Raw genomic sequence first — 21657 nt, 5'->3', positions numbered from 1 at the left:
TGGGCGCTCTCAACGTTCTACGGGCCGGGCTGGTCCGTCGCGACGCCAACCTGGCATAGCGAGAAGCCCCGTCCCTCAGGACGGGGAGGAGTCACCAAGTCAGCCGCTGCGAGCCGGACTTGCTCACGCCGAGCCCGCTCCTCGGCCGTCAGCCCACCGCCATCGGGATACCTCATCCCTCCGACATGGCGCGGCCCACGCCAACCGTCACGACCCGGCGTAACCCGCACCGTTAAATATCTCTAGAAGAACCCAAGTTTCTTTGGGCTGTAGGAACAAAGAACGTTCTTCGTCTGCTTGTGGTACACGGCCTCACTCGCTCCCGACCTGCGGAAATGGGCAGAATCGCCCACTGTGAAACCGAGTTGGCCCGCGTCTGGTCCGGATCTTGGTGTGCGGTGCCAAGGGGGACGCGGCACTCCATGGCGCAGATTGTCGAAAATGACTCTTCACGTCCACGTGATCTAGGGCGGGGCCGTTTGCGCAGGTGGGCGCCTTGTGGTCCAGGTGTGTCGACTGTGTTGGTGAGACGCGTGTGATGGCAAGTGAGCGGTGAGGAACCCTCGCCGGGCTGGCCCCGGTGGGGGTTTCTGAGTTCGAGGGCCGCGCCACTGCTTGTTGATGCACCGCTCGACCGTGTTGCGCTGCTTGTAGACCTCACGGTCGAAGGCCGGCGGCCGTCCACCGGATCTGCGGCACCACTGCACGAATGCCCCGACGGCTGAGGTGAGTTCGGATGGCTCGCGAGGAGTACGCCCTGTTGGTCAGGACCGCATCTGGCGTCGTGCGGAGGCGGCCGATCCGCCTGGGAACCCGCAAACGGGCCATGACCTGTGGGGGCGGGGGCGTCCCCGGCCGGTCCGCCGCGGGAGCGTCCGAGGGCGTGGTCATGCGGCTCGCCGGGCGGGGCCCGTTTGTGCGGGCTCCGGCGGCGTGCTGGTGAGCGCGCACGATCGTGGAGTCGACGGCGACGACCCGGTCGAGGTCGCCCTCGGCGTCTGCCTCCGCAAGTAGAGCGGTGAAGATCCGTTCCCACATGCCGTCGACCGCCCACACCCGCAACCACCGCCCCGTGCTCACCGACAAGAGCCGCCGGACAGGCCCTGAGCGCGGCCCCGTTGGCAGTGCCGGGACGCCTCGGGGTTGCCGGTGCGGCAGCCCGGAGAACTCCCGTCATCACAGGTCACAAGGCACGCCTTCGTCGCCATGGCACCCGCAGGCGTTCACCGATCCGTGGACCCATCTTCAAATCGTGGGCACAAATTCCACACACACCTCTCTTCAGGCGGGTCCCGATGGTCTAGATTGACCGTGCTTCACATGCGGGGACACGAGGCGACAAATGATGATCTATGGGTCTGATGCTACGGACAGCCAGCAGTTGCGTCTCCGGCACCAGACGTGGGGGTGATCAGTTCTTGGAGCCCGAGAGGGGCTTTGGGTCGGGGGAGCACCCGAGGTTTCGACGGGTTCCCGCGCACCTCGAGAGGCTGGCAGGACATGCGAGTCTGCTGCCGCCAAGGCGGGTTGTTCACGTAGCGCTGAAGTAGCCGCGATGTCATGCGTGGGGGGCGGGGGCCTCCTGCGGGGAGGAGCAGCGCGGCGCGGGGGGCGGGGGGCCTCCCGAGGGGAGGAAGCGTGCGGGGGGCGGGGGCCTCCCGGGGGGAGGAACAGTGTTGGGCGACCACGTCGTACCACTGGGGACCGGGGGGGTTCTGTGCGGCAGGGGGGATTAGTCGGCCCTTTTTCGTCGGCGCGCGGGAGTCTGGCGAGTGGGGCAATCAGCCAGCCCGCGATCGATTGGGAGCAGCGGTACCGCCGTACCGTGATCACTAGCGATACCGTGGCCACCGCCTTGGTGGTGGCGGCGATCGGCAACTTCTTCGGGGCGCGGGACGCGGCCAACTGGCACGAGAAGTGGGGAATTCTCGCGTTCGGCACCGAGCTGCTGGTGCTGGGGGCGCTTGCGGTGAGCCGGGCGTGGGCTCCGGCCGTGCTCGGCCAGGGCGCCGAGGAATTCCGCCGGCTCGGACGCTCACTGTTCACGGCGACCGTCGTACTGGCGCTCGGCGGGATCGCCCTCACCTCGCGCAACATCAAGCTCTGGATCTTCGTCGCGATCCCCGCGCTCGCGCTCGTCACCATGACCGCGCGGTATCTGCTCCGCCTCAGGCTGCACAAACAGCGGAAGGAAGGACGGTGCCTGAGACCGGTGCTCGCTGCCGGGAGCCCGGCCACCGTGCGCGACCTGATCACCCGCACCCGCAAGTTCCCGCACCTCGGTTGGCGGGTGGATGCGGTGTGCACGACGGACGGTCTCGGGCTCGACGGTGACCAAGTGGACGGAGTGCCGGTCGTCGGCCTGCTGGCGGACGTCGCCAAGCACGTCTGCCACGACGGCTACCGTGTCGTGGCGGTCACACCGGACCCGCACTGGTCACCGGACCGGCTGCAGCGGCTGGCTTGGAATCTCGAAGGCAGCGATGCCGAGATGATCGTGGCCCCCGTGCTGATGGAGGTGGCCGGCCCGCGGCTGCACGTCGATGCGGTGCTCGGGATCCCGCTGCTGCGGGTCAGCATGCCGACCTTCACCGGGGGTCGCCGGGCGATCAAAGGGGTCGTCGATCGGGTGGGCGCGGCGGTCCTGCTGGTGCTGTTCGCGCCGCTGATGGTGCTCGTCGGGCTGTTCGTGCTGGTGGACAGTCGGGGCGGGGCGTTCTACCGCCAGCGCAGGGTCGGCAAGGACGGCCGCGAGTTCACCATTCTCAAGTTCCGCACCATGGTCACCGGGGCTCACGGGGCACGTGCCGAGCTGGCCGACCGCAACGAGGGCGCCGGCCTGCTGTTCAAGCTCCGCCGGGATCCGCGGGTGACCCGGGTGGGATCAGTGCTGCGCCGGTACTCGATCGATGAGCTCCCGCAGCTTTTCAACGTGCTCACCGGATCGATGTCGCTCGTCGGTCCGCGGCCTCCGTTGCCGGAGGAGTCCGCCGCGTACGGCCCGGACATCCGGCGGCGGCTGCTGGTCAAGCCCGGGCTCACCGGCCTGTGGCAGATCAGCGGACGCAGCGACCTGCCATGGGAGGAGGCGGTCCGCCTCGACCTGCGGTACGTGGAGGACTGGTCGCTCGCCCTGGACACAGTGATCTTGTGGAAGACGCTGCGTGCGGTGCTCCACGGGCAGGGGGCGTACTGATGCGCGGGGGACGGCGACGCCGTACAGCCGGCGCGCGGACCGCAGGCCACAAGGGCCTGCCTGGGGGGAGGAACGCGTCATGAGAGTCAGCGTTTTCGGGCTCGGCTACGTGGGCTGTGTGTCGGCCGCGTGCCTGGCCAGCATGGGGCACGAGGTCATCGGGGTGGACGTGAACCAGGTGAAGGTCGACCTGGTCAACGACGGCAAGGCCCCGGTGGTCGAGGAGCGGATCGGCGAGCTCATCGCCGAGGTCGTGCGGACCGGAGCGTTGCGCGCCACCGGCGACGTCCGCGAGGCGATCACGGGCAGTGAGGTGTCACTGGTCTGCGTGGGCACGCCGTCGGAGCCCAACGGCAGCCTGTGCACCACGTATCTGGAGCGGGTCACCGAGGAGATCGGCGCTGTGCTGGCCGAGCGGGGCGGGCGGCAGACCGTCGTGTTCCGCAGCACCATGCTCCCGGGCACCTGCCTGAACCTGTTGGTCCCGATCCTGGAGAAGTCCGCCGGCGGCACGGCCGGGGCGGACTTCGGGGTCGCGGTCAATCCGGAGTTCCTGCGCGAGGGCACGAGCGTGCGGGACTTCTTCGACCCGCCCAAGACCGTCATCGGCGAGCTCGACACGGCAAGCGGCGACGCGGTGATGGCGCTGTACGACGGCTTGCCCGGCGAGGTGTTCCGGGTGCCGGTCCCGACGGCCGAGGCGATCAAGTACGCGGACAACGCGTTCCACGGCCTCAAGATCGGCTTCGCGAACGAACTGGGCGCGGTGTGCCAGGCGCTGGGGGTGGACTCGCACCAGGTGATGGACGTGTTCCTGGCCGACCGCAAGCTGAACATCAGCCCCGCCTACCTGCGGCCCGGCTTCGCCTTCGGTGGCTCCTGCCTGCCCAAGGACCTGCGCAGCCTGGTGTACGCGGCGCAGCGGGCCGACGTCTCGGTGCCCATCCTCTCCCACGTGCTGCCCTCCAACTCCGACCATCTGCAACGCGCGGTGGAGCTGGTCGAGCGCACCGGAAAGCGCCGGGTGGGCCTGTTCGGGCTGTCCTTCAAACCCGGCACCGACGACCTCCGCGAGAGCCCGCTCGTCGAGCTGGCGGAGAGGCTCTTCGGCAAGGGTTACGACCTCAAGATCTACGACGCCAACGTGAGCCTCTCCCGGCTGATCGGCGCGAACCGCGAGTACATCGAGACCCGGCTGCCGCACCTCGCGCAGCTGCTCGCGGACTCCGTCGACGAGGTGCTCGAGCACGCAGAGGTGTGTCTGGTCGGGACCCGGGATCCAGCTGTGCTGTCGGCGCTGCCCCATGGCGGCGACGGCCCGATGATCGTCGACCTCATCCACCTTCCCGACGCCGAGACGCGCCGCACAGAACCGGGGTACATAGGCCTTGCTTGGTAACGCAATCAGCGGCGACGGGTCGAACCGACGCGCGCTGATCCTGGTGGAGAACCTGTCGGTGCCGTTCGACCGACGGGTGTGGCAGGAGTGCACGACGCTGCGCGACGCGGGCTGGACGGTGCACGTCATCTGTCCCCGGGGGGAGAAGCGGGACACGGAACCGGAGGCGGAGATCGACGGGGTGCGGATCCACCGCTACCCGTTGCGCGCGGCCACCGGAGGACCGGCCGGCTACCTGCGGGAGTACGGATCGGCGTTGTGGCACACGGCCCGGCTGGCCCGCAAGGTCGGCCCGGTCGACGTGGTCCACGCCTGCAACCCGCCCGACCTGTTGTTCCTGCCGGCACTGTGGCTGAAGCGGCGCGGCGCGCGGTTCGTCTTCGACCAGCACGACCTGGTACCCGAGCTGTACCTCTCCCGGTTCGACCGCGGCGAGGATCTGCTCTACCGCGCCGTGTGCGCGCTGGAACGGCGGACCTACCGGGCCGCGGACGTCGTGCTCGCCACGAACGAGAGCTACCGGGACGTCGCGATGCGCCGTGGCGGCCTGCGGCCGGAGGACGTTTTCGTGGTGCGCAGCGCGCCCCAGATCGACCGGTTCCAACCGGTGCCGCCCGAGCCGGAGTTGAAGCGCGGCAAGCCCCATCTGCTGTGTTACCTCGGCGTCATGGGCCCTCAGGACGGCGTCGACTACGCCTTGCGGGCCCTCGCGAAGCTGCGCGACGAGCTCGGGCGGACCGACTGGCATGCGGTGTTCGTCGGCTCCGGCGACGCCTTCGACGCGATGGTGGAGCTGTCCCGGCAGCTCGGTCTCACCAAGCAGGTGCAGTTCACCGGGCGCGTTCCGGACGCCGACCTGGTGCGCTACCTGTCCACCGCGGACGTGTGCCTCTCTCCCGACCCGCGCAATCCGCTCAACGACGTGTCGACCATGAACAAGGTCCTGGAGTACATGGCCATGGGTCGGCCGATCGTCTCGTTCGACCTCAAGGAGGCGCGCGTCTCCGCCGGTGACGCCGCCGTCTACGCGCCCGCCAACGACGAGGCCGAATTCGCCAAGCTCATCGCGGTGTTGCTGGACGATCCGGAGAAGCGGGCCCGGATGGGCAGGATCGGCCAGGAGCGGATCAGCGGGCAGCTTTCCTGGCGCAACTCGCAGGCATCGCTGCTCGCCGCCTACGCCGCCGCGTGCCGTGACCGCACCGCGGTGTCGGTGGGCGACCTGGTCAGCACAGGGAAGAGGCAGCGGCGTTGAGCGAAGACACGATCCGCCTCGTCACGATCGGGCGGATACTCCGTCGGCGGTGGCGGCTTCTGACCGTCCTCACCGTGGTGGGCGCACTCGTCGGCTACGGCACCTCGGTGGCGGTGTTCCCGCCGCGTTACACGGCGTCGGCACCGGTACTGCTGCCGGGGCAGTGGGAGGAGCGCGAGCTGCTCACTCAGGTGGACATCGCCACCAGTTCGGCGGTGGTCGACCGCGCGGCCGCCGCTCTCCACTGGTCCGGCGTCACCGGCACCGAGCTGCGGGACGACGTGAGCGCCAAGGCCGCCGACGGGAACATCATCACGATCTCGGGTACGGCCGACACCCCGGAGCGCGCGCAGCAGCTCTCCGACCGGGTGGCCCAGCAGTTCGTGCAGTTCGCCGCGCAGATCACGGGCAGCGGCGCCGACGCCGGAACGGCTACGGGAGCCGAGGCGCTGCGGAAGCAGGTGGCGGAGACCAACCGCCGCATCACCGACCTGGCCAAGGCGGCCGATCCGGGCCAGACCGTGGAGAGCGTGCAGGCCCGTACCGCGCTCGAGAACCTGCGCACCTCGCTGGAGGAGGCCATGAAGAAGCTGGACGAGGCCGACCCGGCGACCAACAAGGCAGGCTTGGTCGTCATGGGTCCTGCGGCCCGGCCGACCGGCGAGGCGGCGCCGACGAGGATGCAGCTCATCGTGGGCGGGGCGCTGCTGTTCTTCCTGCTCGCGGTCATCGGCCATCTCGTCGCCGCACGGGTGAATCGCCGACTGCGCACCGAAGCGGAGATCGCCGCGGCGCTGGGCTCGGCGCTGCTGGGTACCGTCGACGTGCCTGAAGAACGGGGCGCGCACCGGCCGGAAGGCGGGGGCCCACGAGGCTGGATCCGCCGGCTCCTCGGCGTCGACACCCGGTGGGACATACCGACCCCGCAGAAGTCCGGCGACGAGGCCGGCAGACGGCTCCGCTACCGGCGGGTGTGCGCTCGCCTGAGGGACCGACTGCCGGGCGACCAGCGGCTGTTGGTCGTCGTACCGGACGGCGACGAGATCGCCCGCCGGGCCGCGGGGCAGCTCGTGGCCGAGGCCAGGAGCCATCCGCCGCTCCGGGTGGTGGAGGTGTCGGTGGACCGGCCGATGGTGCCGGACCGCGACACCGAGTCCGGTGCCCTGGTGGTCCTCAGCGCGGGCAGCTGGACCGCGGAGGAGCTCGCCGGCATCGCCGAGGCGTGCGCGGACGGCAGGCACGAGGTCGTCGGCGTCGTCCTCGCCGGCACGGTCCAGGCCCGCCCCACGCGGTCTGCCGCCCATCCTCCGGACGACGCCACTCTGGCGCTCGCGGTGCGCGGCCACGCGACGGGAGGTTCAGCGTGACGACGAGCACGACTTCGGAGTCGTCTGCAGCCGCTCCGCTGTTCGACCTGCAGGCGCTGGTGGTGGCGGTGCGCAGGCGCCGTCGCATCTGGTGCGCCATGGCGCTGTTGGGACTGCTGGCCGGCGCGGCGGTGGCGGTCCTGCTGCCGCCGCCGCCGAGCGCGGTGACCAAGGTGCTGGTCGCGCATGAGGAGGATCAGCCGAACGACACCGGAACGCTGATCCGCACCGACGTCCAGCTGCTGGGGACCACGCGGATCGCGGAGCTGGCCCTACGGTCCCTCAAGTCCCCGGAAAAAACTGAGGACTTCATGCGGGACTACCGGGGTACTGGCCTGACCAACAACCTGCTGCAGATCGATGTGACAGGTGACAGCGACGCGGATGCGGTGGCCCGGGCCAAGGCGCTGGCCGATGCGTTCGTCGCGGACCATGTGAGGCGGATGCGGGAAGCCGCGCAAGCCGAGTCCAAGGCCCTGCTCGACCAGCGTGACCGCATGCGGGACGAGCTCGCCCAGGTCAACAAGGCGATAGGAGACCGATCGCCGGACAGCGACCCGAATGCGTCGGCGAGCATCGAGTCGCTCTTCGCCCGCCGGGCCGAGCTCAACTCGCGGATCGCCGATTTCGACCAGCGCGCCGCGGAGGCGCGCACCGGCACACCCAAGGTCGTCGCCGGCACGCAGATCGTGGACGCCCCGCGCGCGGTGCGACACTCCCTGCCCAAGGCCGCTGTCACCAACGCCGCGATCGGGCTCGTCCTCGGGCTCGTCCTCGGGCTCGCGCTGGCCGCGGTCGGCACGGTGGTGGCGGACCGCCCCGTGTTGCGCCGGGACATCGCGGCGAACCTGGGCGCCTCGGTCATCGCGGAGCTGCCCCGCCGGTCGGGCAGGCTGTGGCGGCGCCGAAGGACCCGGGTGGCACGCGAACGGCTCACCGTGACCCTTGCCCGCACCGTGCGCGGCTCCGCGGAACCGGTGTCGCTGCTGGAACTGGGCTGTGCGCGCAGCACGAGCGTGATCGCCCTGGCCCTCGCCAGGGCACTGGCGGCGGAGGGGCCGGTGGTCATCGTCGACGGTCTGCCCGGCCCGCAGCTCGCGAAGCGTCGCCCGAAGTCAGGAGACCCCACCGTGGTCAGCGGCGAGCGTGCGGCGGCCGTGTCCCATCAGGAGCGCCGGATCGGCGTCGGCTCGGTCGCGCCCGGCACCGCGTGGACCGACCTCCAGTACCTCGGCACTCAGACCGTGGTTGTCGTGCGTGCCGGGCACGGCAGCGCCGCATGGCTGCACACCGTGGCGCGGCAGCTCGCAGACCAGCGCATTCCGGTGATCGGTGTGGTGCTGATCGACCCCGATCCGCGTGACCGGACCGACGGCACGCTGTGGGACGGGCTGCACACCGCGCTGCGCGGCCGGAACGAGATACCGGCCCGGCAGAACGGAACGGGCCAACGGCTGACGGAGCGGCTGCCGGTGTGGGCCGCACGGGGCCCGGACAACGACCAGGAAGCGCGGTAGGACATGTGTGGCATCGCAGGCACTTACCGATGGCCGGACGGGAAGGCCGTGACCGACCGGCTCACCGATACCCTCGCCCATCGTGGTCCGGACGGGGCGGGCCGGTACGGTCACCCCGTCGGTGACGGCGAAGTGCAGCTCGGGCACCGCCGGTTGTCCATCATCGACCTGTCCGAGACCGGCGCCCAGCCGATGGTCAAGGGCGGCCTCGTCCTGACGTACAACGGCGAGCTGTACAACGCGCCCGAGCTGCGTGCCGAGCTGGCAGCCGTCGGGGTGCGCTTCCGCGGTACCTCCGACACCGAGGTGCTCCTTGAGGCCTGGCGGCGCTGGGGCACGGACTGCCTGCCCCGGCTGCGCGGCATGTTCGCGTTCGGGATCTTCGACGAGCGAACCGGTGAACTGGTGCTGGCCCGGGACCAGTTGGGTATCAAGCCGCTGTTCCTGCTCCGGCGCGGCGAGGGTCTGGTGTTCGCCTCCGAGCTCAAGGCGCTCGCCGCCGCGACCGGCGGGACGCTGGAGGTGGACCATGCGGCGCTGGTGGCCTCGCTGCTGTACTACTGGGTGCCGGACTCACGGTGCGCGTTCCGCGAAGCGGAGAAGCTGCCGCCGGGGAGCTGGCTGAGGTGCCGGCCCGATGGCCGGGTGGAGCGCGGCCGGTTCTGGCACCTGAGGGACGTCGCCGCCGAGGGCCAGGAGCGAGCCCGGGCCGGCGAGCAGCCGGACGTGGCCGCCATCGTCGAGGAGTCGACCCGGCGCCACCTGCTCTCCGACGTACCCGTGGCGACCTTCCTCTCCGGCGGCCTCGACTCCAGCTACCTGACCGCGCTGGCGGCCCGCGACCGACCCGGGATCTCCGCTTACACGATCGGGTTCCGCGCCGAGGACGCCAAGTTCGAGGCGATGCCGGACGACCTGCGCTATGCCCGGCAGGTGGCCGAGCGGTTCGGCGTCGACCTGCATGAGATCGAGATCGCCCCGAACGTGCTCGACCTGCTGCCGCAGATGACGTACCACCTGGACGAGCCGATCGGTGACCCCGCCGCGATCAACACGTTCCTGATCTGCTCGGCCGCCCGGGAGGCCGGGGTCAAGGTGATGCTCTCGGGGATGGGCGCCGACGAGCTGTTCGCCGGGTACCGCAAGCACCTGGCCAACCTGCTCGCGCTGCGCTACCAGCGCGTCCCGCGGCCCCTGCGGCGCGGCCTGTCCAGGGCCGTGGACCGGCTGCCGGTCGCCACGAGCCACCGGGGGTACCGGTCGGTGCGCTTCGCGAAGCGGTTCCTGTCCTTCGCCGATCTGCCGGAGGAGACCGCGTTCCGGCGCAGCTACACCATGTACGACCAGGCCGAGCTGCTCGCCCTGGTCAATCCGGACCTGGCCGGGACGGTCGAGGACGTGCTGACCGAGCATGCGGACATCTACCAGGACAACGACCTCGACGACTTCGTCAACCGCATGTGCCTGGGCGACGCCCGGATGTTCCTGCCGGGCCTGAACCTCGCTTACACGGACCGGTCGAGCATGGCCGCCTCGACCGAGGTGCGGGTGCCGTACGTGGACGTCGAGGTGGTCAAGGCGGCGTTCGCCGTGCCCGGCGACCGCAAGATCGTCGGACGACAGGGCAAGGCCGTCCTCAAGGAGGCGGCCACCTCGATCCTGCCCCGGGAGATCGTGTACCGGCCGAAGGGCCTGTTCAGCGCCCCGCTGCGCGCCTGGATGAGCCGGGATCTGGCACCGCTGGTGCGCGAGGTGGTCAACGACGGCGTGCTCGTCAACTCCGGGCTCCTGCGCCGCGACGCGCTGGCGCGCATGGTCGCCGAGGACGCCGCCGGGCAGCGGGACTTCTCCAAGCATCTGTGGCATGTGCTGACGCTCGAGTACTGGTATCGCGACGCGACCTCTGGCTCCGGCCAGAGCCAAGCGGCTTGACGGCGTAGAAACAAGAGGAGCTCGGGTGAAACAGGTTGTTCAGAACTACAAGAGCGGCGAGCTGGCGGTGCTCGACGTGCCGGTGCCGGGGTGCAAGCCGGGCGGTGTGCTGGTCCGCACCGCCTACTCGCTGATATCCACCGGGACCGAGCTCATGAAGGTGTCCGAGGCCGGCATGTCGATGCTGGGCAAGGCCCGCTCCCGGCCGGACCAGGTGGCCAAGGTCATGCAGAGCGTGGCCACCAACGGGGTGCCCGCCACCTACCGCAAGGTGATGGGCAAGCTGGACTCCTACACGCCGCTGGGCTACTCGCTGTGCGGGGTGGTCGAGCAGGTCGGCACCGGGATCGACGATGTGAAGGTCGGCGACCTCGTGGCCTGCGCCGGCAACGAGCACGCGTTGCACGCCGAGCTGAACTGGGTGCCGAAGAACCTCTACGCCCCGGTCTCCGACGGGCTCGCGCCGCGGCACGCGGCCTTCGGCACCGTCGGGTCGATCGCGATGCAGGGCGTCCGCCAAGGCGAGCCGCAGCTCGGCGAGGTGGCGCTGGTCATCGGCCTCGGGCTGATCGGGCAGTTGGTGGCGCAGCTCCTCACCGCCTCGGGGGTCCGCGTCGTCGGGGCCGACCCCGACCCGGTGCGCTGCGAACTCGCCGAGCGCCTGGGCGCCGCGGCCTGCGGCGATCCCGCGTCCGCGGCCGTGGAAGCCGCCGTCGCCGAACTCACCGGCGGTCACGGCGTGGACCAGGTGTACCTGGCCGCCGGCGGCGGCAGCAACCAGCCCGTCGAGCTGGCCGCCCGGCTCTGCCGGGACCGCGGCCGGGTCGTCGACATCGGCAAGTGCCGCCTGGACCTGCCGTGGAACGCGTACTACGAGAAAGAGCTCGACGTCCGGTTCTCCCGCTCGTACGGCCCTGGGCGCTACGACCCGGAGTACGAGCTCGAGGGCCGGGACTACCCGATCGGCTACGTGCGCTGGACCGAGCGCCGCAACCTGGCGTGCTTCCTCGATCTCCTCGCCCGCGGCAGCGTCGACGTGGAGCCCCTGGTCTCCCACATCGCCGACTTCGATTACGCCGTCGAGACGTACCAGAGCCTGAAGGACGGCGAACTGAAGGCCGTGGCCGTGTTGTTCCGGTACCCCGAGCAGAAAGAGGAAGCGGGGGAGGCGGAGCCCCCGGCGGTGGCCGTGCCCGCGGTGCGACGCGGCGCCGGAGCGTCCACCCCGGCCCGGTCCGCCAAGGCGCCGGTACGGCTTGCGTTCGTCGGCGCGGGAAACTACGCGACGTCGATGCTGCTGCCGCACCTGGCACAGCGCGACGGCGTCGAGTTGTCGACCGTCGTCACCACGACGGCGCTGTCCGCGGCCAACGCGCAGCGGAAGTTCGGCTTCGCCGAGGCGACCACCGATCTCGACGCCGTGCTCGGCGACAAGTCCATCGACGCGGTGTTCGTGGTCACCCGGCACAGCTCGCACGCCGAACTGACCCGAAGGGCACTGCTGGCCGGCAAGACCGTCTTCGTGGAGAAGCCCCTGGCCCTCACCGAGGACGAACTGGCCAGCGTGCTCGCGGCGGTGGAGGAGTCCGGCAACGACCGGCTGCAGGTGGGCTTCAACCGCCGGTTCGCGCCGCTGCTGCAGGAGGCCCGGCAGAGGTTCGGCGCCCGGAGCGGTCCGGCGAGCCTGCGCTACCTGGTCAACGCGGGCCGGCTGCAGCACGGCAGCTGGTACCTCCAACAGGGCACCGAGGGCTCGCGGTTCGCCGGCGAGGGCGGACACTTCATCGACACGGCCAGCTGGCTGCTGGAGGCCGACCCGGTCTCGGTGTACTCGGTCGCCACGTCCGGCAACGAGGACTTGCAGGTCGTGCTGCGCTATCCGGACGGGTCCACCGCCACCATCAGTTACGTCACCACCGGCGCGCCCGGCTTCCCCAAGGAGACGCTGGACCTGGTCGCGGACGGCAAGGTGCTGCGGCTCGACGACTTCGTCCGGGCCTCGGTTTACGGCCGCAAGCGGTGGGTCAGTTCGCGGCTGCCCAAGGCCCGGGACAAGGGCCAGAACGCCGAACTGGCCTCGTTCATCAAGGCAGTTCGGACCGGCGGGCCGATGCCAGTGCCGCTGGAGTCGCTGGTCGCCACCACGGCGGCCACCCTCGCCGTGCAGGCCGGCCTGGCGGGCGGCGCGCCGGTGACGTTGGCGAGGGCGCGATGACCATGAGCGCGGGCTGGTACCTGCGGCGGCTGTCCCGGATGGGACCGCGGGAGGTCGGCGGCCGGGCGGGCGACGCGGTGCGCAGGCGGCGGTGGCGGTCGGCGCGGCCGGCCTGCCCGAGGGTGACCGGCGCCCGGTTCACCGCGGTACTGCCCGCCGGGACGATCGCCGCAATACCTCCGGACGCCGCGAAACGTCTCATCGCCGAGGCGGACCGGCTGATGTACGGGCACGCCGAGTATTTCGGGGTGGTCCGCGACGACCTGGCCGACCCGGACTGGTGGTGCGACCCGAAGACCGGGCGCCGGGCTCCGTGGGGCTACGCCTTCGACGTGCCGTACCGGAACGAGGACGCGGTCGGGGACATCAAGCAGATCTGGGAGCTGTCCCGGCATCAGTACCTCACCGTGCTCGCCGCCGCTTACGCGATCACCGGGAACGAGCGGTACGCCGAGCGAGTGGCCGAGCACCTGCGGTCGTGGTGGGCGGCCAACCCACCGCTGCGCGGCGTGCACTGGATCAGCGGCATCGAGCTGGGCATCCGGCTGCTGTCCTGGGTGTGGATCCGCCGGCTGCTCGACGGCTGGCCGGGCGCGGCCGGGCTGTTCGAGGGCAACCCGGTGGCGCTGAAGCAGATCTGGCACCACCAGCGCTGGCTGGCCGCCTTCCCCAGCCGGGGGTCTTCGGCGAACAACCACGTCATCGCCGAGGCCGCCGGGCAGTTCGCCGCAGCCTGCGCGTTCGGGTGGTTCCCCTCCTCGGCACGTTGGAGAGCCGACGCGCTGCGGTCGCTGGAGCGACACCTGCGCAGCAACACCTTCGACTCCGGCCTCAACCGCGAGCTGGCCACCGAGTATCACGGACTCGTGCTGGAGCTCGGCCTGGCCGCGGTGGCCGAGGCGGATGCCGCCGGCGTGCCGGTCCCCGCGTCGATCCGGCTGGTACTGCTGCGGATGACCGACGCGCTCGCGGCCATCGTGGACAGCCGGCTACGGCCGCCGCGCCAGGGGGACGCGGACGACGGGCACGGTCTGGTCGTGGACGGTGCGGGCACCGACCGCTGGGCCTCGCTGCTGGCCACCGGGGACGCCGTGTTCGGTCGGCTCGCCTGGTGGCCGGCGGTCACCGGCACCGATGTGCGCACCCAGCTGCTGGCCGCGCTCATCCGGCCGTACGCGAATAATGGAACCGCACCGGCCGTGACCCGACCGGCAAGCCGACCGGCCCACTTCGCCGACGCGGGCATGACCATCCTGCGCGGTCCGGAGGAGATCTGGTGCCGCTGCGACGGCGGTCCACACGGCTTCCTGTCCATCGCCGCGCATGCCCACGCCGACGCGCTGTCCGTGGAGGTCCGGCACGACGGGGTGGACGTGCTCGCCGACCCGGGGACGTTCTGCTACCACGGGCAACCCGAGTGGCGGCAGTACTTCCGCTCGACCCTCGGCCACAACACCCTGCAGCTGGACGGCAGTGACCAGTCCGTCTCCGGCGGGCCGTTCCTGTGGACCGGGCATGCCCGCAGCCGCGTCCTGGCCGCGGACACATCCGACGAGGGTGTGGCCCGCTGGTGTGCCGAGCACGACGGTTACCAGCGCACTGATGGCGCAGTGCACCGCCGCCGGGTGGAGCTGACGGCCGCGAGCCAGGAGCTGACGGTGGTCGACGAGGTACGCGGCCCGCGCCGGGCCGAGGTGCAGCTGGCGTTCCACCTCGGCCCGGCGATCGCCGCGGACCTGGCGGACCACCGGGCCGTGCTCACCTGGACCCGGGACGGCGAGGACCGCTCCGCGGTGCTCGACCTGCCCGGGCAGCTGTCCTGGCGGGCGCACCGCGGCGAGACCGCCCCGCCGCTGGGTTGGTACTCCGCCGGTTTCGGGCGCAAGGAACCCACCATCACGCTGGTCGGCACCGGTTTCGCCGACGGCGTGGAGGGGTTCACCACCGTGCTCAGGTTCCGCGGCTAGGGGGGCGCGTGGGGACCAAGAGGCGGCACTGGGCGTTGGCGGCGGCACCGCTGGCGCTGGCCCTGCTGGCGACGACCGGCTGTGAGAGCACGTCGGGAGCCAAGGCGGACCCGAAGGCCGTGCCATCCGCGTCCGCAGCCCGATCCGTGGCCCGGGTGTGCGCCAAGCCCGCGGCCGGGCCGGCGAAGGCGCCGGCGGGCGCGGTGACGGTCGACCCCGCGGTGGTCGGTGACCTGGCAGCGAAGACCAAGAGCAGCCCCCCGAACACCACGTTCTGGCTTCGCCCGGGCCGGCACAGGCTCGATCCGGACCGCTATGCCCAGGTCATCCCCAAGGAGGGGGACCGCTACCTCGGTGCGCAGGGCGCGGTGCTCGACGGCCGGAAGAAGAACCAGTACGCGTTCGGCGGCAGCGCCCGCAACGTCACCATCCGCTACCTGACCGTGCAACGTTTCGTGGCGCCGCCCGACGAGGGTGTGGTCAACCATGACTCGGCCGACGGGTGGGTGATCGAAGACGCGACGATCCAGCACAACGACGGTGCCGGGCTGATGGCCGGTGCCCGCCAGAAGGTCCGCGCCAATTGCCTGCGCGAAAACGGTCAGTACGGCATGAACGCCTACAAGGCCAACGGCCGTATCAGTGGCCTGGTGGTCGAAGGCAACGAGATCGTGGGCAACAACACCGGCGACTGGGAGCGGCGGCGGGAGGGCTGCGGCTGCACCGGAGGCATCAAGTTCTGGGCCGTCAACGGCGCCGACGTGCGCGGCAACTGGGTGCACGACAACCGCGGAACAGGGTTGTGGGCGGACACCAACAACAACGACTTCCGCATCGAGAACAACGTGCTCGAGGCCAACGACGGTGCCGCGCTGATCTACGAGACCAGCTACAACGCGGTCATCCGGAACAACACGATCCGGCGGAACAACTGGGTCGAGGGCCGCAGGGAAGCCGACCGCGGCGACAACTTCCCGTACGCGACCGTCTACTTGTCCGAGTCCGGCGGCGAACCACGGATCAAAGCCCGCACCGACAAGATCGAGATCTACCGGAACGTGCTGGAGAACAACTGGTCCGGGATCACCCTGTGGGAGAACGCCGACCGGTTCTGCAACAGCCCGGCCAACACCTCGTCCGGTGACTGCACCTTGCTGGTGCGGGACACCGACCGCTGCGCGAAGCCGGCGATCGCCAAGCCACCGCTCTTCGCCGACTGCCGGTGGAAGACCCAGCGGGTGGACATCCACGACAACCGCTTCGTGCTGGACAAGTCCGTCGTCAAGTGCACGGCGAAGTGCGACCGCATGGCGGTCCTTGCCAACTACGGCACCTATCCGGACTGGTCGCCGTACCAGGGCGAGGGCGTGGCTGAAGCGATTACCACCAAGCAGCACAACCGCTGGCACGACAACGTCTACCTCGGACCATGGAAGTTCGTCGCCCGCGACCCGAGCCAGGTGCTCGACTTCGGGCAGTGGCAGGCCACGCCGTACCAGCAGGACGCGGGCAGCACCCTCGACCCCGACCCACGGGCCGGTGGTTGAGATGGGCGGGGACCTGAGGCGCGGTGGGCTGCCGGGCGGACCGGACACGGCAGGCACGCGGCCCGGCGCCGAACCGCGCCCTGCCGGCACACCGAAGATCGTCGGAATCGTATGGGGGTTGCTGGTCCTCAACACGCTCGGCTCCGCCGGGGCGAAGACCATCATCCCGCTGCCCCGCTCCCTCATCCAGATGGTCACCATGGGCGCGCTGGTCGCCGCGTTCGCGCTGGCGCTCACAGTCAATCTCCGGCTGCGCATCCGAGCCAGCGCGTACGTGTTCCTGCTCACCCTGCTACTGGTGATGAGCGTGATCTCCAGCGCGAACCTGGAGTCCGGGCTCGGCGCGCTGTTCCGCTGCGCCCGGCTGGCTCTCTTCGTCGGCACGCTGTGGCTGCTCAGCCGCTGGTGGGACGGCGGCCTGACGTTCGTCCGGCACCACATCCGGATGTACTTCGCGGTGCTCGGGTCGGTGGCCGCCGGCCTGGTCGTCTCACCGGGCGCGGCTCTGCCCGACCTCTACGGCGGGCGGCTGGTCGGCGCGTTGTGGCCGCTCACCCCGCCGCAGATCGGACAGTACGCCGCGGTGATCATCGGGCTCACCGTGCTGCTCGTACTGGGCCGCCGGACCGACAGGGTCAGCGCGGCGGTGGTCATCGTGCCGTCATGCGTACTGCTCGCGCTGACCCATACCCGGACGGCCACGCTCGGCCTGTTCATCGGGCTGGCGTTGGCGATCGGCTCGCTCCTCCTCACCAGCGCCGCGGCCCGCCGCTTCTTCACCTGGGCGGTGCTGTGCGCCACGGTGGCCGCGGTGGGGTTCGCCTCCGCGCTCCAGGCGTGGTTCCTGCGCGGACAGAGCCAGGAGAACTTCTCCAACCTCACCGGTCGGGCCAAGGTCTGGGACGCCCTGCTGGCTGCGCCCCGGTCGACCGGGGAGAAGTTGTTCGGCGTGGGCCTGGGCGACAAGTCGTTCGGCGGGCTGCCGATCGACAACAGCTGGCTGGCCGTCTACAACGAGCAGGGTCTGATCGGCGTCTCCCTCGTCGCGGCGATCATCATCGTGCTGGGCGGCGTCGCCCTGCTGCGGCCACCGTCGCTGCAGAGGGCCTGCGCGATCTTCCTGATCAGCTACTGCGCGATCGCGTCGTACACCGAGGCCGGTCTTGGCGACGCCTCGCCGTATCTGCTGCATCTGGCCCTGGCCGCCTCGCTGTTGGCGGCACCTGCCGCGGCACCTACAGGGGCCGCTCCTCTCGCGACGCCCGAAGTCCCTCGACGACACATCCCGCGCTGGGCCCGTAGATCGGAGGTGACCTGACCATGCACGTCCTGGTGGTGCACAACCGCTACGCCTCGGCGCAGCCGAGCGGGGAGAACAAGGTCGTCGACCAGGAGGTGGCGCTGCTGCGCGCGGCCGGCCACCGGGTCGATGTGTTCGAGCGGCGCAGCGATGACATCGCCGCCCGGTCCCTGCTTGCCAAGGCCGCGGTGCCGCTCCTTGTGCCGTGGAACCCGGCGGTCCGCGCGGAACTCGCCGGCCGGCTTCGCACCGAGCGGCCGGACGTGGTCCACGTCCACAACGTCTTCCCGCTCCTGTCGCCCGCGGTCCTTGCCGCCTGCGCCGACGCCGGCGTGCCCGCCGTCGCCACGCTGCACAACTACACCCAGGTCTGCCCGCCCGGCACGCTGCAGCGGGACGGCCGGCCGTGCACCGAGTGCGTCGGCTCTGCGCCGCTGCCCGCCGTCCGGCACGGCTGCTACCGGAACTCCCGGCTGGCGACGGTGCCGCTCGCGGTCAGCCTGTCGGTCAACCGGCGGCGGTGGTGGTCCGGCGTGGAGCGGTTCCTCTGCATCTCCGCGGCGCAGCGCGACGTCCTGGTGCGGTCCGGCATGCCCGCCGAGCGGCTGGCGGTGAAGCACAACTTCGTGCCCGATCCGGGCACTTGCCGAGCGGGTGACGGCGAGCATGTGCTCTATCTCGGCCGGCTCGCGGAGGCCAAGGGCGTGCGGCTGCTCATGACCGCGTGGGACGAGATCGCAGCGAGCGGCGGTGTGGGCGTACCGCTCGTGATCGCCGGCGCGGGGCCACTGGAGCGAGAGGTGACCGCCTGGGCGGCGGGCCGGGACGACGTGCGCTACGTCGGCCTGTACGACCCGGAGCAGTGCCGACAGGTCATCGCGCGGTCGGTCGCCGTGGTGGCTCCCTCGACGTGGCTGGAGGCGTTCGGCCTGGTGGTCGTGGAGGCGATGGCGGCCGGGGTCCCGACCGTCGCCGCAGGCCACGGCGCCTTCGTCGAACTCGTCGAGGACAGCGTGACCGGGCTGCTGCACCGGCCGGGTGAGCCCGCCTCGCTCGCGTCCTGCATACGCCGGATCGCGGCCGACCCGGTCCGCAACCGGGAGATGGGCCAGGCGGCCCGGCGCCGTTACGAGCAGGGTTTCAGCCCGGCCGTCGGCCTGGAGCGCCTGGTGGATGAATACCGCACCGCGATCGCGGGTCGGTCAGCACTGGCTCGCGGCGGGGACACCCGCGCGAGCAGGGGGGATGGGGACAGTAGATGACACGATGCCGACTCTGCGGCTCGGAAGCGATGGCGAGCGTCGTCGATCTTGGGGCGACGCCACCATGTGAGAGCTTTCTCGCCGCGGACCAACTGGACAAGCCGGAGCCGGCGTACCCGCTGCACCTGCGGGTCTGCACCGACTGCTGGCTCGCGCAGATCCCGCCGCTGATCACGCCGGAGGAGACGTTCAAGGAGTACGCGTACTTCTCCTCGTACTCGACCTCCTGGGTGGAGCACGCGCGCACGTTCGTCGCCGACGCCGTAGAGCGCCTCGCTCTCGGCTCCGACGCCTTCGTGGTCGAGGTCGCGAGCAACGACGGGTATCTGCTGCGGCACATGGTGGACCGCGGGATCCGCTGCCTCGGCATCGAGCCGTCGGTGAACGTCGGCGCCGCGGCCCGGGACGCGGGTGTGCCCACGCTCACGGAGTTCCTGAGCCCGGACACCGGCGCGGCCGTCCGCGCCGAGCACGGCCCGGCAAACCTGGTCGTGGCCAACAACGTGTACGCGCACATCCCCGACGTGGTCGGGTTCACCCAGGGGCTGCGCGCCCTGGTCGCCGACGACGGCTGGGTCTCCATCGAGGTGCAGCACCTGCTGACCCTGATCGAGGAGAACCAGTACGACACGATCTACCACGAGCACTTCCAGTACTACACGGTCGCGTCCGCGATCCGGGCCCTTGCGAGCGGCGGACTCGCCCTCGTGGACGTCGAGCTGCTGCCCACGCACGGCGGTTCCATCCGGCTGTGGGCCCGGCCGACCGACGTGGCCGGCGAGCCGACCCAACGGGTGGCCGACGTGCTGGCTCGGGAGAAGGCCGCCGGGCTGCAGGAGCTGTCCGGGTACGCCGAGTTCTCCGCTCGGGTGGCCAAGGTGCGCCGGGACCTCCTGCGGTTCCTCATCGAGGCGGCCGAGCGCGGCGAGACGGTCGTCGGCTACGGCGCCCCGGGCAAGGGCAACACCCTGCTCAACCACTGCGGCATCCGGCCCGACCTGCTGCCGTACACGGTCGACCGCAACCCCTACAAGCACGGCAGGTTCACCCCGGGCACCCGCATCCCGATCCTGCCGCCCGAGCAGATAGCCGCCGACAAGCCGGACTACGTGCTCGTCCTCCCGTGGAATCTGCGGGCCGAGCTGGTCGAGCAGCTGTCCTTCGTGCACGACTGGGGCGGCCGGCTGGTCTTTCCCATCCCGGAACTGAGCATTGTCGAGGTCAAGTCGTGAAGGTCGTTCTGTTCTGCGGCGGTTACGGGATGCGGATGCGCAACGGCGCCTCCGACGACGTGCCCAAGCCGATGGCGATGGTCGGCCCGCGACCGCTGATCTGGCACGTCATGCGCTACTACGCGCACTTCGGGCACACGGAGTTCATCCTGTGCCTCGGGTACGGGGCGCACCACATCAAGGACTTCTTCCTCAACTACGAGGAGACGACGTCCAACGACTTCGTGCTGCGAGGCGGGCGGACCGAGTTGCTGTCCACCGACATCTCGGACTGGACGATCACGTTCGCGCAGACCGGCATCGAGTCACCGATCGGGGAGCGGCTGCGCCGGGTGCGGCACCACCTGGACGGTGACGAGATGTTCCTCGCCAACTACGCCGACGTGCTCACCGACGCCCCGCTCCCGGAGATGATCGACCGGTTCGCCCGGCGCGATGCCGGTGCGTCGATGATGGTGGTGCCGCCGCAGTCGTCGTTCCACTGCGTGGAGCTGGGCGAGGACGGCCTGGTGGGCGGCATCACCGCGGTGAGCGAACTGCCGCTGTGGGAGAACGGCGGCTACTTCGTGCTCCGCCAGGAGGTCTTCGACCACATACCGGAGAACGGGGACCTGGTCGCCGACGGATGCGCCCAGCTGGCCAAGCGCGGACGGCTGGTGGCGCACCAGCACCGCGGCTTCTGGAAGCCGACCGACACCGTGAAGGAGCGGGCCGCGCTCGACGACGCCTACGCCCGGGGCGACCGCCCGTGGGCCGTGTGGGAACAAGACGGCGCGGGTGCGAGCGCGGCCGGCAGCAGGGACGTCGCCGGAGTGAGAGCGTGATCCGGCTCGGTGCCGGGCGCCCGGACCGGATCGTCGCGCTGGGCGCGCACTGCGACGACATCGCCATCGGCGCCGGCGGCACGCTGCTGACGCTGTGCCACGCGCGGCCGGGTCTCCGCGTCGACGCGCTGGTGCTCTCCGGCGGCGGCAGCGAGCGGGAGCAGGAGGAGCAGGCCGCGCTCGCCGCCTTCTGCCCGGGCGCCGACCTGCGCCTGACCGTGCACAAACTGCCGGACGGTCGGCTGCCCGCGCACTGGGAGGAGGCCAAGGCCGCGGTCGAGGAGCTGCGCGAGCAGACCGACCCGGATCTGATCCTGGCCCCGCGTACCGATGACGCGCACCAGGATCACCGCGGCCTGGCGAAGCTGATACCCACCGCCTTCCGCGACCACCTCGTGCTCGGTTACGAGATCGTCAAGTGGGACGGCGATCTCGGCCGTATGTCGGCGTACCAGCCGCTGTCGTCGGAGATCGCCGAACACAAGGTGCGGCTGCTGCAGGGGCACTACCCCTCGCAGCGGCACCGGCCCTGGTACGACCGGGAGGCCTTCCTCGGCCTCGCGCGGATCCGCGGCATCGAATGCCACGAGCGATACGCCGAGGCGTTCGCCGTCACCAAACTCACGCTCAACCTGGGGGACTGA

Annotated in this window: 14 protein-coding genes and 2 pseudogenes; 14 read left to right on the top strand and 2 right to left on the bottom strand. The window is 70.7% G+C overall.

All coding sequences use genetic code 11. The features are described from left to right. Positions 1 to 92 precede the first annotated feature (92 nt). Both ACZ4WS_RS43260 and ACZ4WS_RS43255 read right to left on the bottom strand, forming a co-directional pair. Positions 93 to 176, bottom strand: a pseudogene (locus ACZ4WS_RS43260) (helix-turn-helix domain-containing protein); the annotation flags it as partial. Positions 177 to 602: 426 nt separating this feature from the next. After that, positions 603 to 1053, bottom strand: a pseudogene (locus ACZ4WS_RS43255) (transposase family protein); the annotation flags it as partial. A 664-nt stretch (positions 1054 to 1717) separates the two neighbouring features. Here ACZ4WS_RS43255 and ACZ4WS_RS43250 point away from each other — a divergent pair. From ACZ4WS_RS43250 to ACZ4WS_RS43185, 14 genes are all read left to right on the top strand, one after another. After that, complete coding sequence (locus ACZ4WS_RS43250) at positions 1718 to 3196, top strand: sugar transferase (RefSeq protein ID WP_467988998.1); 1479 nt, start codon at positions 1718 to 1720, stop codon at positions 3194 to 3196. A 79-nt stretch (positions 3197 to 3275) separates the two neighbouring features. After that, positions 3276 to 4595, top strand: a complete 1320-nt coding sequence (locus ACZ4WS_RS43245; RefSeq protein WP_467988996.1) for a nucleotide sugar dehydrogenase — start codon at positions 3276 to 3278, stop codon at positions 4593 to 4595. Next, complete coding sequence (locus ACZ4WS_RS43240; RefSeq protein WP_467988994.1) at positions 4585 to 5850, top strand: glycosyltransferase family 4 protein; 1266 nt, start codon at positions 4585 to 4587, stop codon at positions 5848 to 5850. Before ACZ4WS_RS43245 ends, ACZ4WS_RS43240 begins: the two co-directional genes overlap by 11 nt. After that, positions 5847 to 7217: a Wzz/FepE/Etk N-terminal domain-containing protein gene (locus tag ACZ4WS_RS43235; RefSeq protein WP_467988992.1), complete on the top strand. Its 1371-nt coding sequence runs from the start codon at positions 5847 to 5849 to the stop codon at positions 7215 to 7217. The genes ACZ4WS_RS43240 and ACZ4WS_RS43235 overlap by 4 nt, the downstream gene beginning before the upstream one ends. Further along, positions 7214 to 8734: a Wzz/FepE/Etk N-terminal domain-containing protein gene (locus ACZ4WS_RS43230; protein WP_467988990.1), complete on the top strand. Its 1521-nt coding sequence runs from the start codon at positions 7214 to 7216 to the stop codon at positions 8732 to 8734. Before ACZ4WS_RS43235 ends, ACZ4WS_RS43230 begins: the two co-directional genes overlap by 4 nt. Positions 8735 to 8737: 3 nt before the next feature. Continuing rightward, the gene (gene asnB / locus ACZ4WS_RS43225) at positions 8738 to 10666 is read left to right on the top strand and encodes an asparagine synthase (glutamine-hydrolyzing) (protein WP_467988988.1); all 1929 of its coding nucleotides are present in this window, start codon (positions 8738 to 8740) and stop codon (positions 10664 to 10666) included. Positions 10667 to 10691: 25 nt separating this feature from the next. After that, positions 10692 to 12881: a bi-domain-containing oxidoreductase gene (locus ACZ4WS_RS43220; protein WP_467988986.1), complete on the top strand. Its 2190-nt coding sequence runs from the start codon at positions 10692 to 10694 to the stop codon at positions 12879 to 12881. Continuing rightward, positions 12878 to 14848, top strand: a complete 1971-nt coding sequence (locus tag ACZ4WS_RS43215) for a heparinase II/III family protein (RefSeq protein WP_467988984.1) — start codon at positions 12878 to 12880, stop codon at positions 14846 to 14848. The genes ACZ4WS_RS43220 and ACZ4WS_RS43215 overlap by 4 nt, the downstream gene beginning before the upstream one ends. A gap of 8 nt (positions 14849 to 14856) precedes the next feature. After that, positions 14857 to 16395, top strand: a complete 1539-nt coding sequence (locus ACZ4WS_RS43210) for a right-handed parallel beta-helix repeat-containing protein (RefSeq protein WP_467988982.1) — start codon at positions 14857 to 14859, stop codon at positions 16393 to 16395. A gap of 1 nt (position 16396) precedes the next feature. Continuing rightward, complete coding sequence (locus ACZ4WS_RS43205; protein ID WP_467988980.1) at positions 16397 to 17713, top strand: O-antigen ligase family protein; 1317 nt, start codon at positions 16397 to 16399, stop codon at positions 17711 to 17713. 2 nt (positions 17714 to 17715) lie between these two features. Beyond that, entirely contained in the window at positions 17716 to 18957 is a 1242-nt protein-coding gene (locus ACZ4WS_RS43200; RefSeq protein ID WP_467988978.1) for a glycosyltransferase, read from the top strand. Further along, the gene (locus ACZ4WS_RS43195; protein WP_467988976.1) at positions 18954 to 20189 is read left to right on the top strand and encodes a class I SAM-dependent methyltransferase; all 1236 of its coding nucleotides are present in this window, start codon (positions 18954 to 18956) and stop codon (positions 20187 to 20189) included. Before ACZ4WS_RS43200 ends, ACZ4WS_RS43195 begins: the two co-directional genes overlap by 4 nt. Further along, positions 20186 to 21013 carry a sugar phosphate nucleotidyltransferase gene (locus ACZ4WS_RS43190; RefSeq protein ID WP_467988974.1) on the top strand — a complete coding sequence of 276 codons (828 nt, stop codon included), beginning with the start codon at positions 20186 to 20188 and terminating at the stop codon, positions 21011 to 21013. The genes ACZ4WS_RS43195 and ACZ4WS_RS43190 overlap by 4 nt, the downstream gene beginning before the upstream one ends. Then, a complete protein-coding gene (locus ACZ4WS_RS43185) occupies positions 21010 to 21657 on the top strand; it encodes a PIG-L deacetylase family protein (protein WP_467988972.1) in 648 nt (215 codons plus the stop codon). Before ACZ4WS_RS43190 ends, ACZ4WS_RS43185 begins: the two co-directional genes overlap by 4 nt.

It is taken from the genome of Streptomyces sp. NPDC029292, from assembly GCF_055569295.1.
The sequence above is the reverse complement of the archived record's forward strand: the minus strand, read 5'-3'. Positions and strand labels throughout refer to the sequence as shown.

Coding starts and splice junctions, on each gene's coding strand:
- ACZ4WS_RS43245 (WP_467988996.1), top strand. CDS start 3,276: ATGAGAGTCAGCGTTTTCGGGCTCGGCTACGTGGGCTGTGTGTCGGCC.
- asnB (WP_467988988.1), top strand. CDS start 8,738: ATGTGTGGCATCGCAGGCACTTACCGATGGCCGGACGGGAAGGCCGTG.
- ACZ4WS_RS43215 (WP_467988984.1), top strand. CDS start 12,878: ATGACCATGAGCGCGGGCTGGTACCTGCGGCGGCTGTCCCGGATGGGA.
- ACZ4WS_RS43205 (WP_467988980.1), top strand. CDS start 16,397: ATGGGCGGGGACCTGAGGCGCGGTGGGCTGCCGGGCGGACCGGACACG.
- ACZ4WS_RS43200 (WP_467988978.1), top strand. CDS start 17,716: ATGCACGTCCTGGTGGTGCACAACCGCTACGCCTCGGCGCAGCCGAGC.
- ACZ4WS_RS43195 (WP_467988976.1), top strand. CDS start 18,954: ATGACACGATGCCGACTCTGCGGCTCGGAAGCGATGGCGAGCGTCGTC.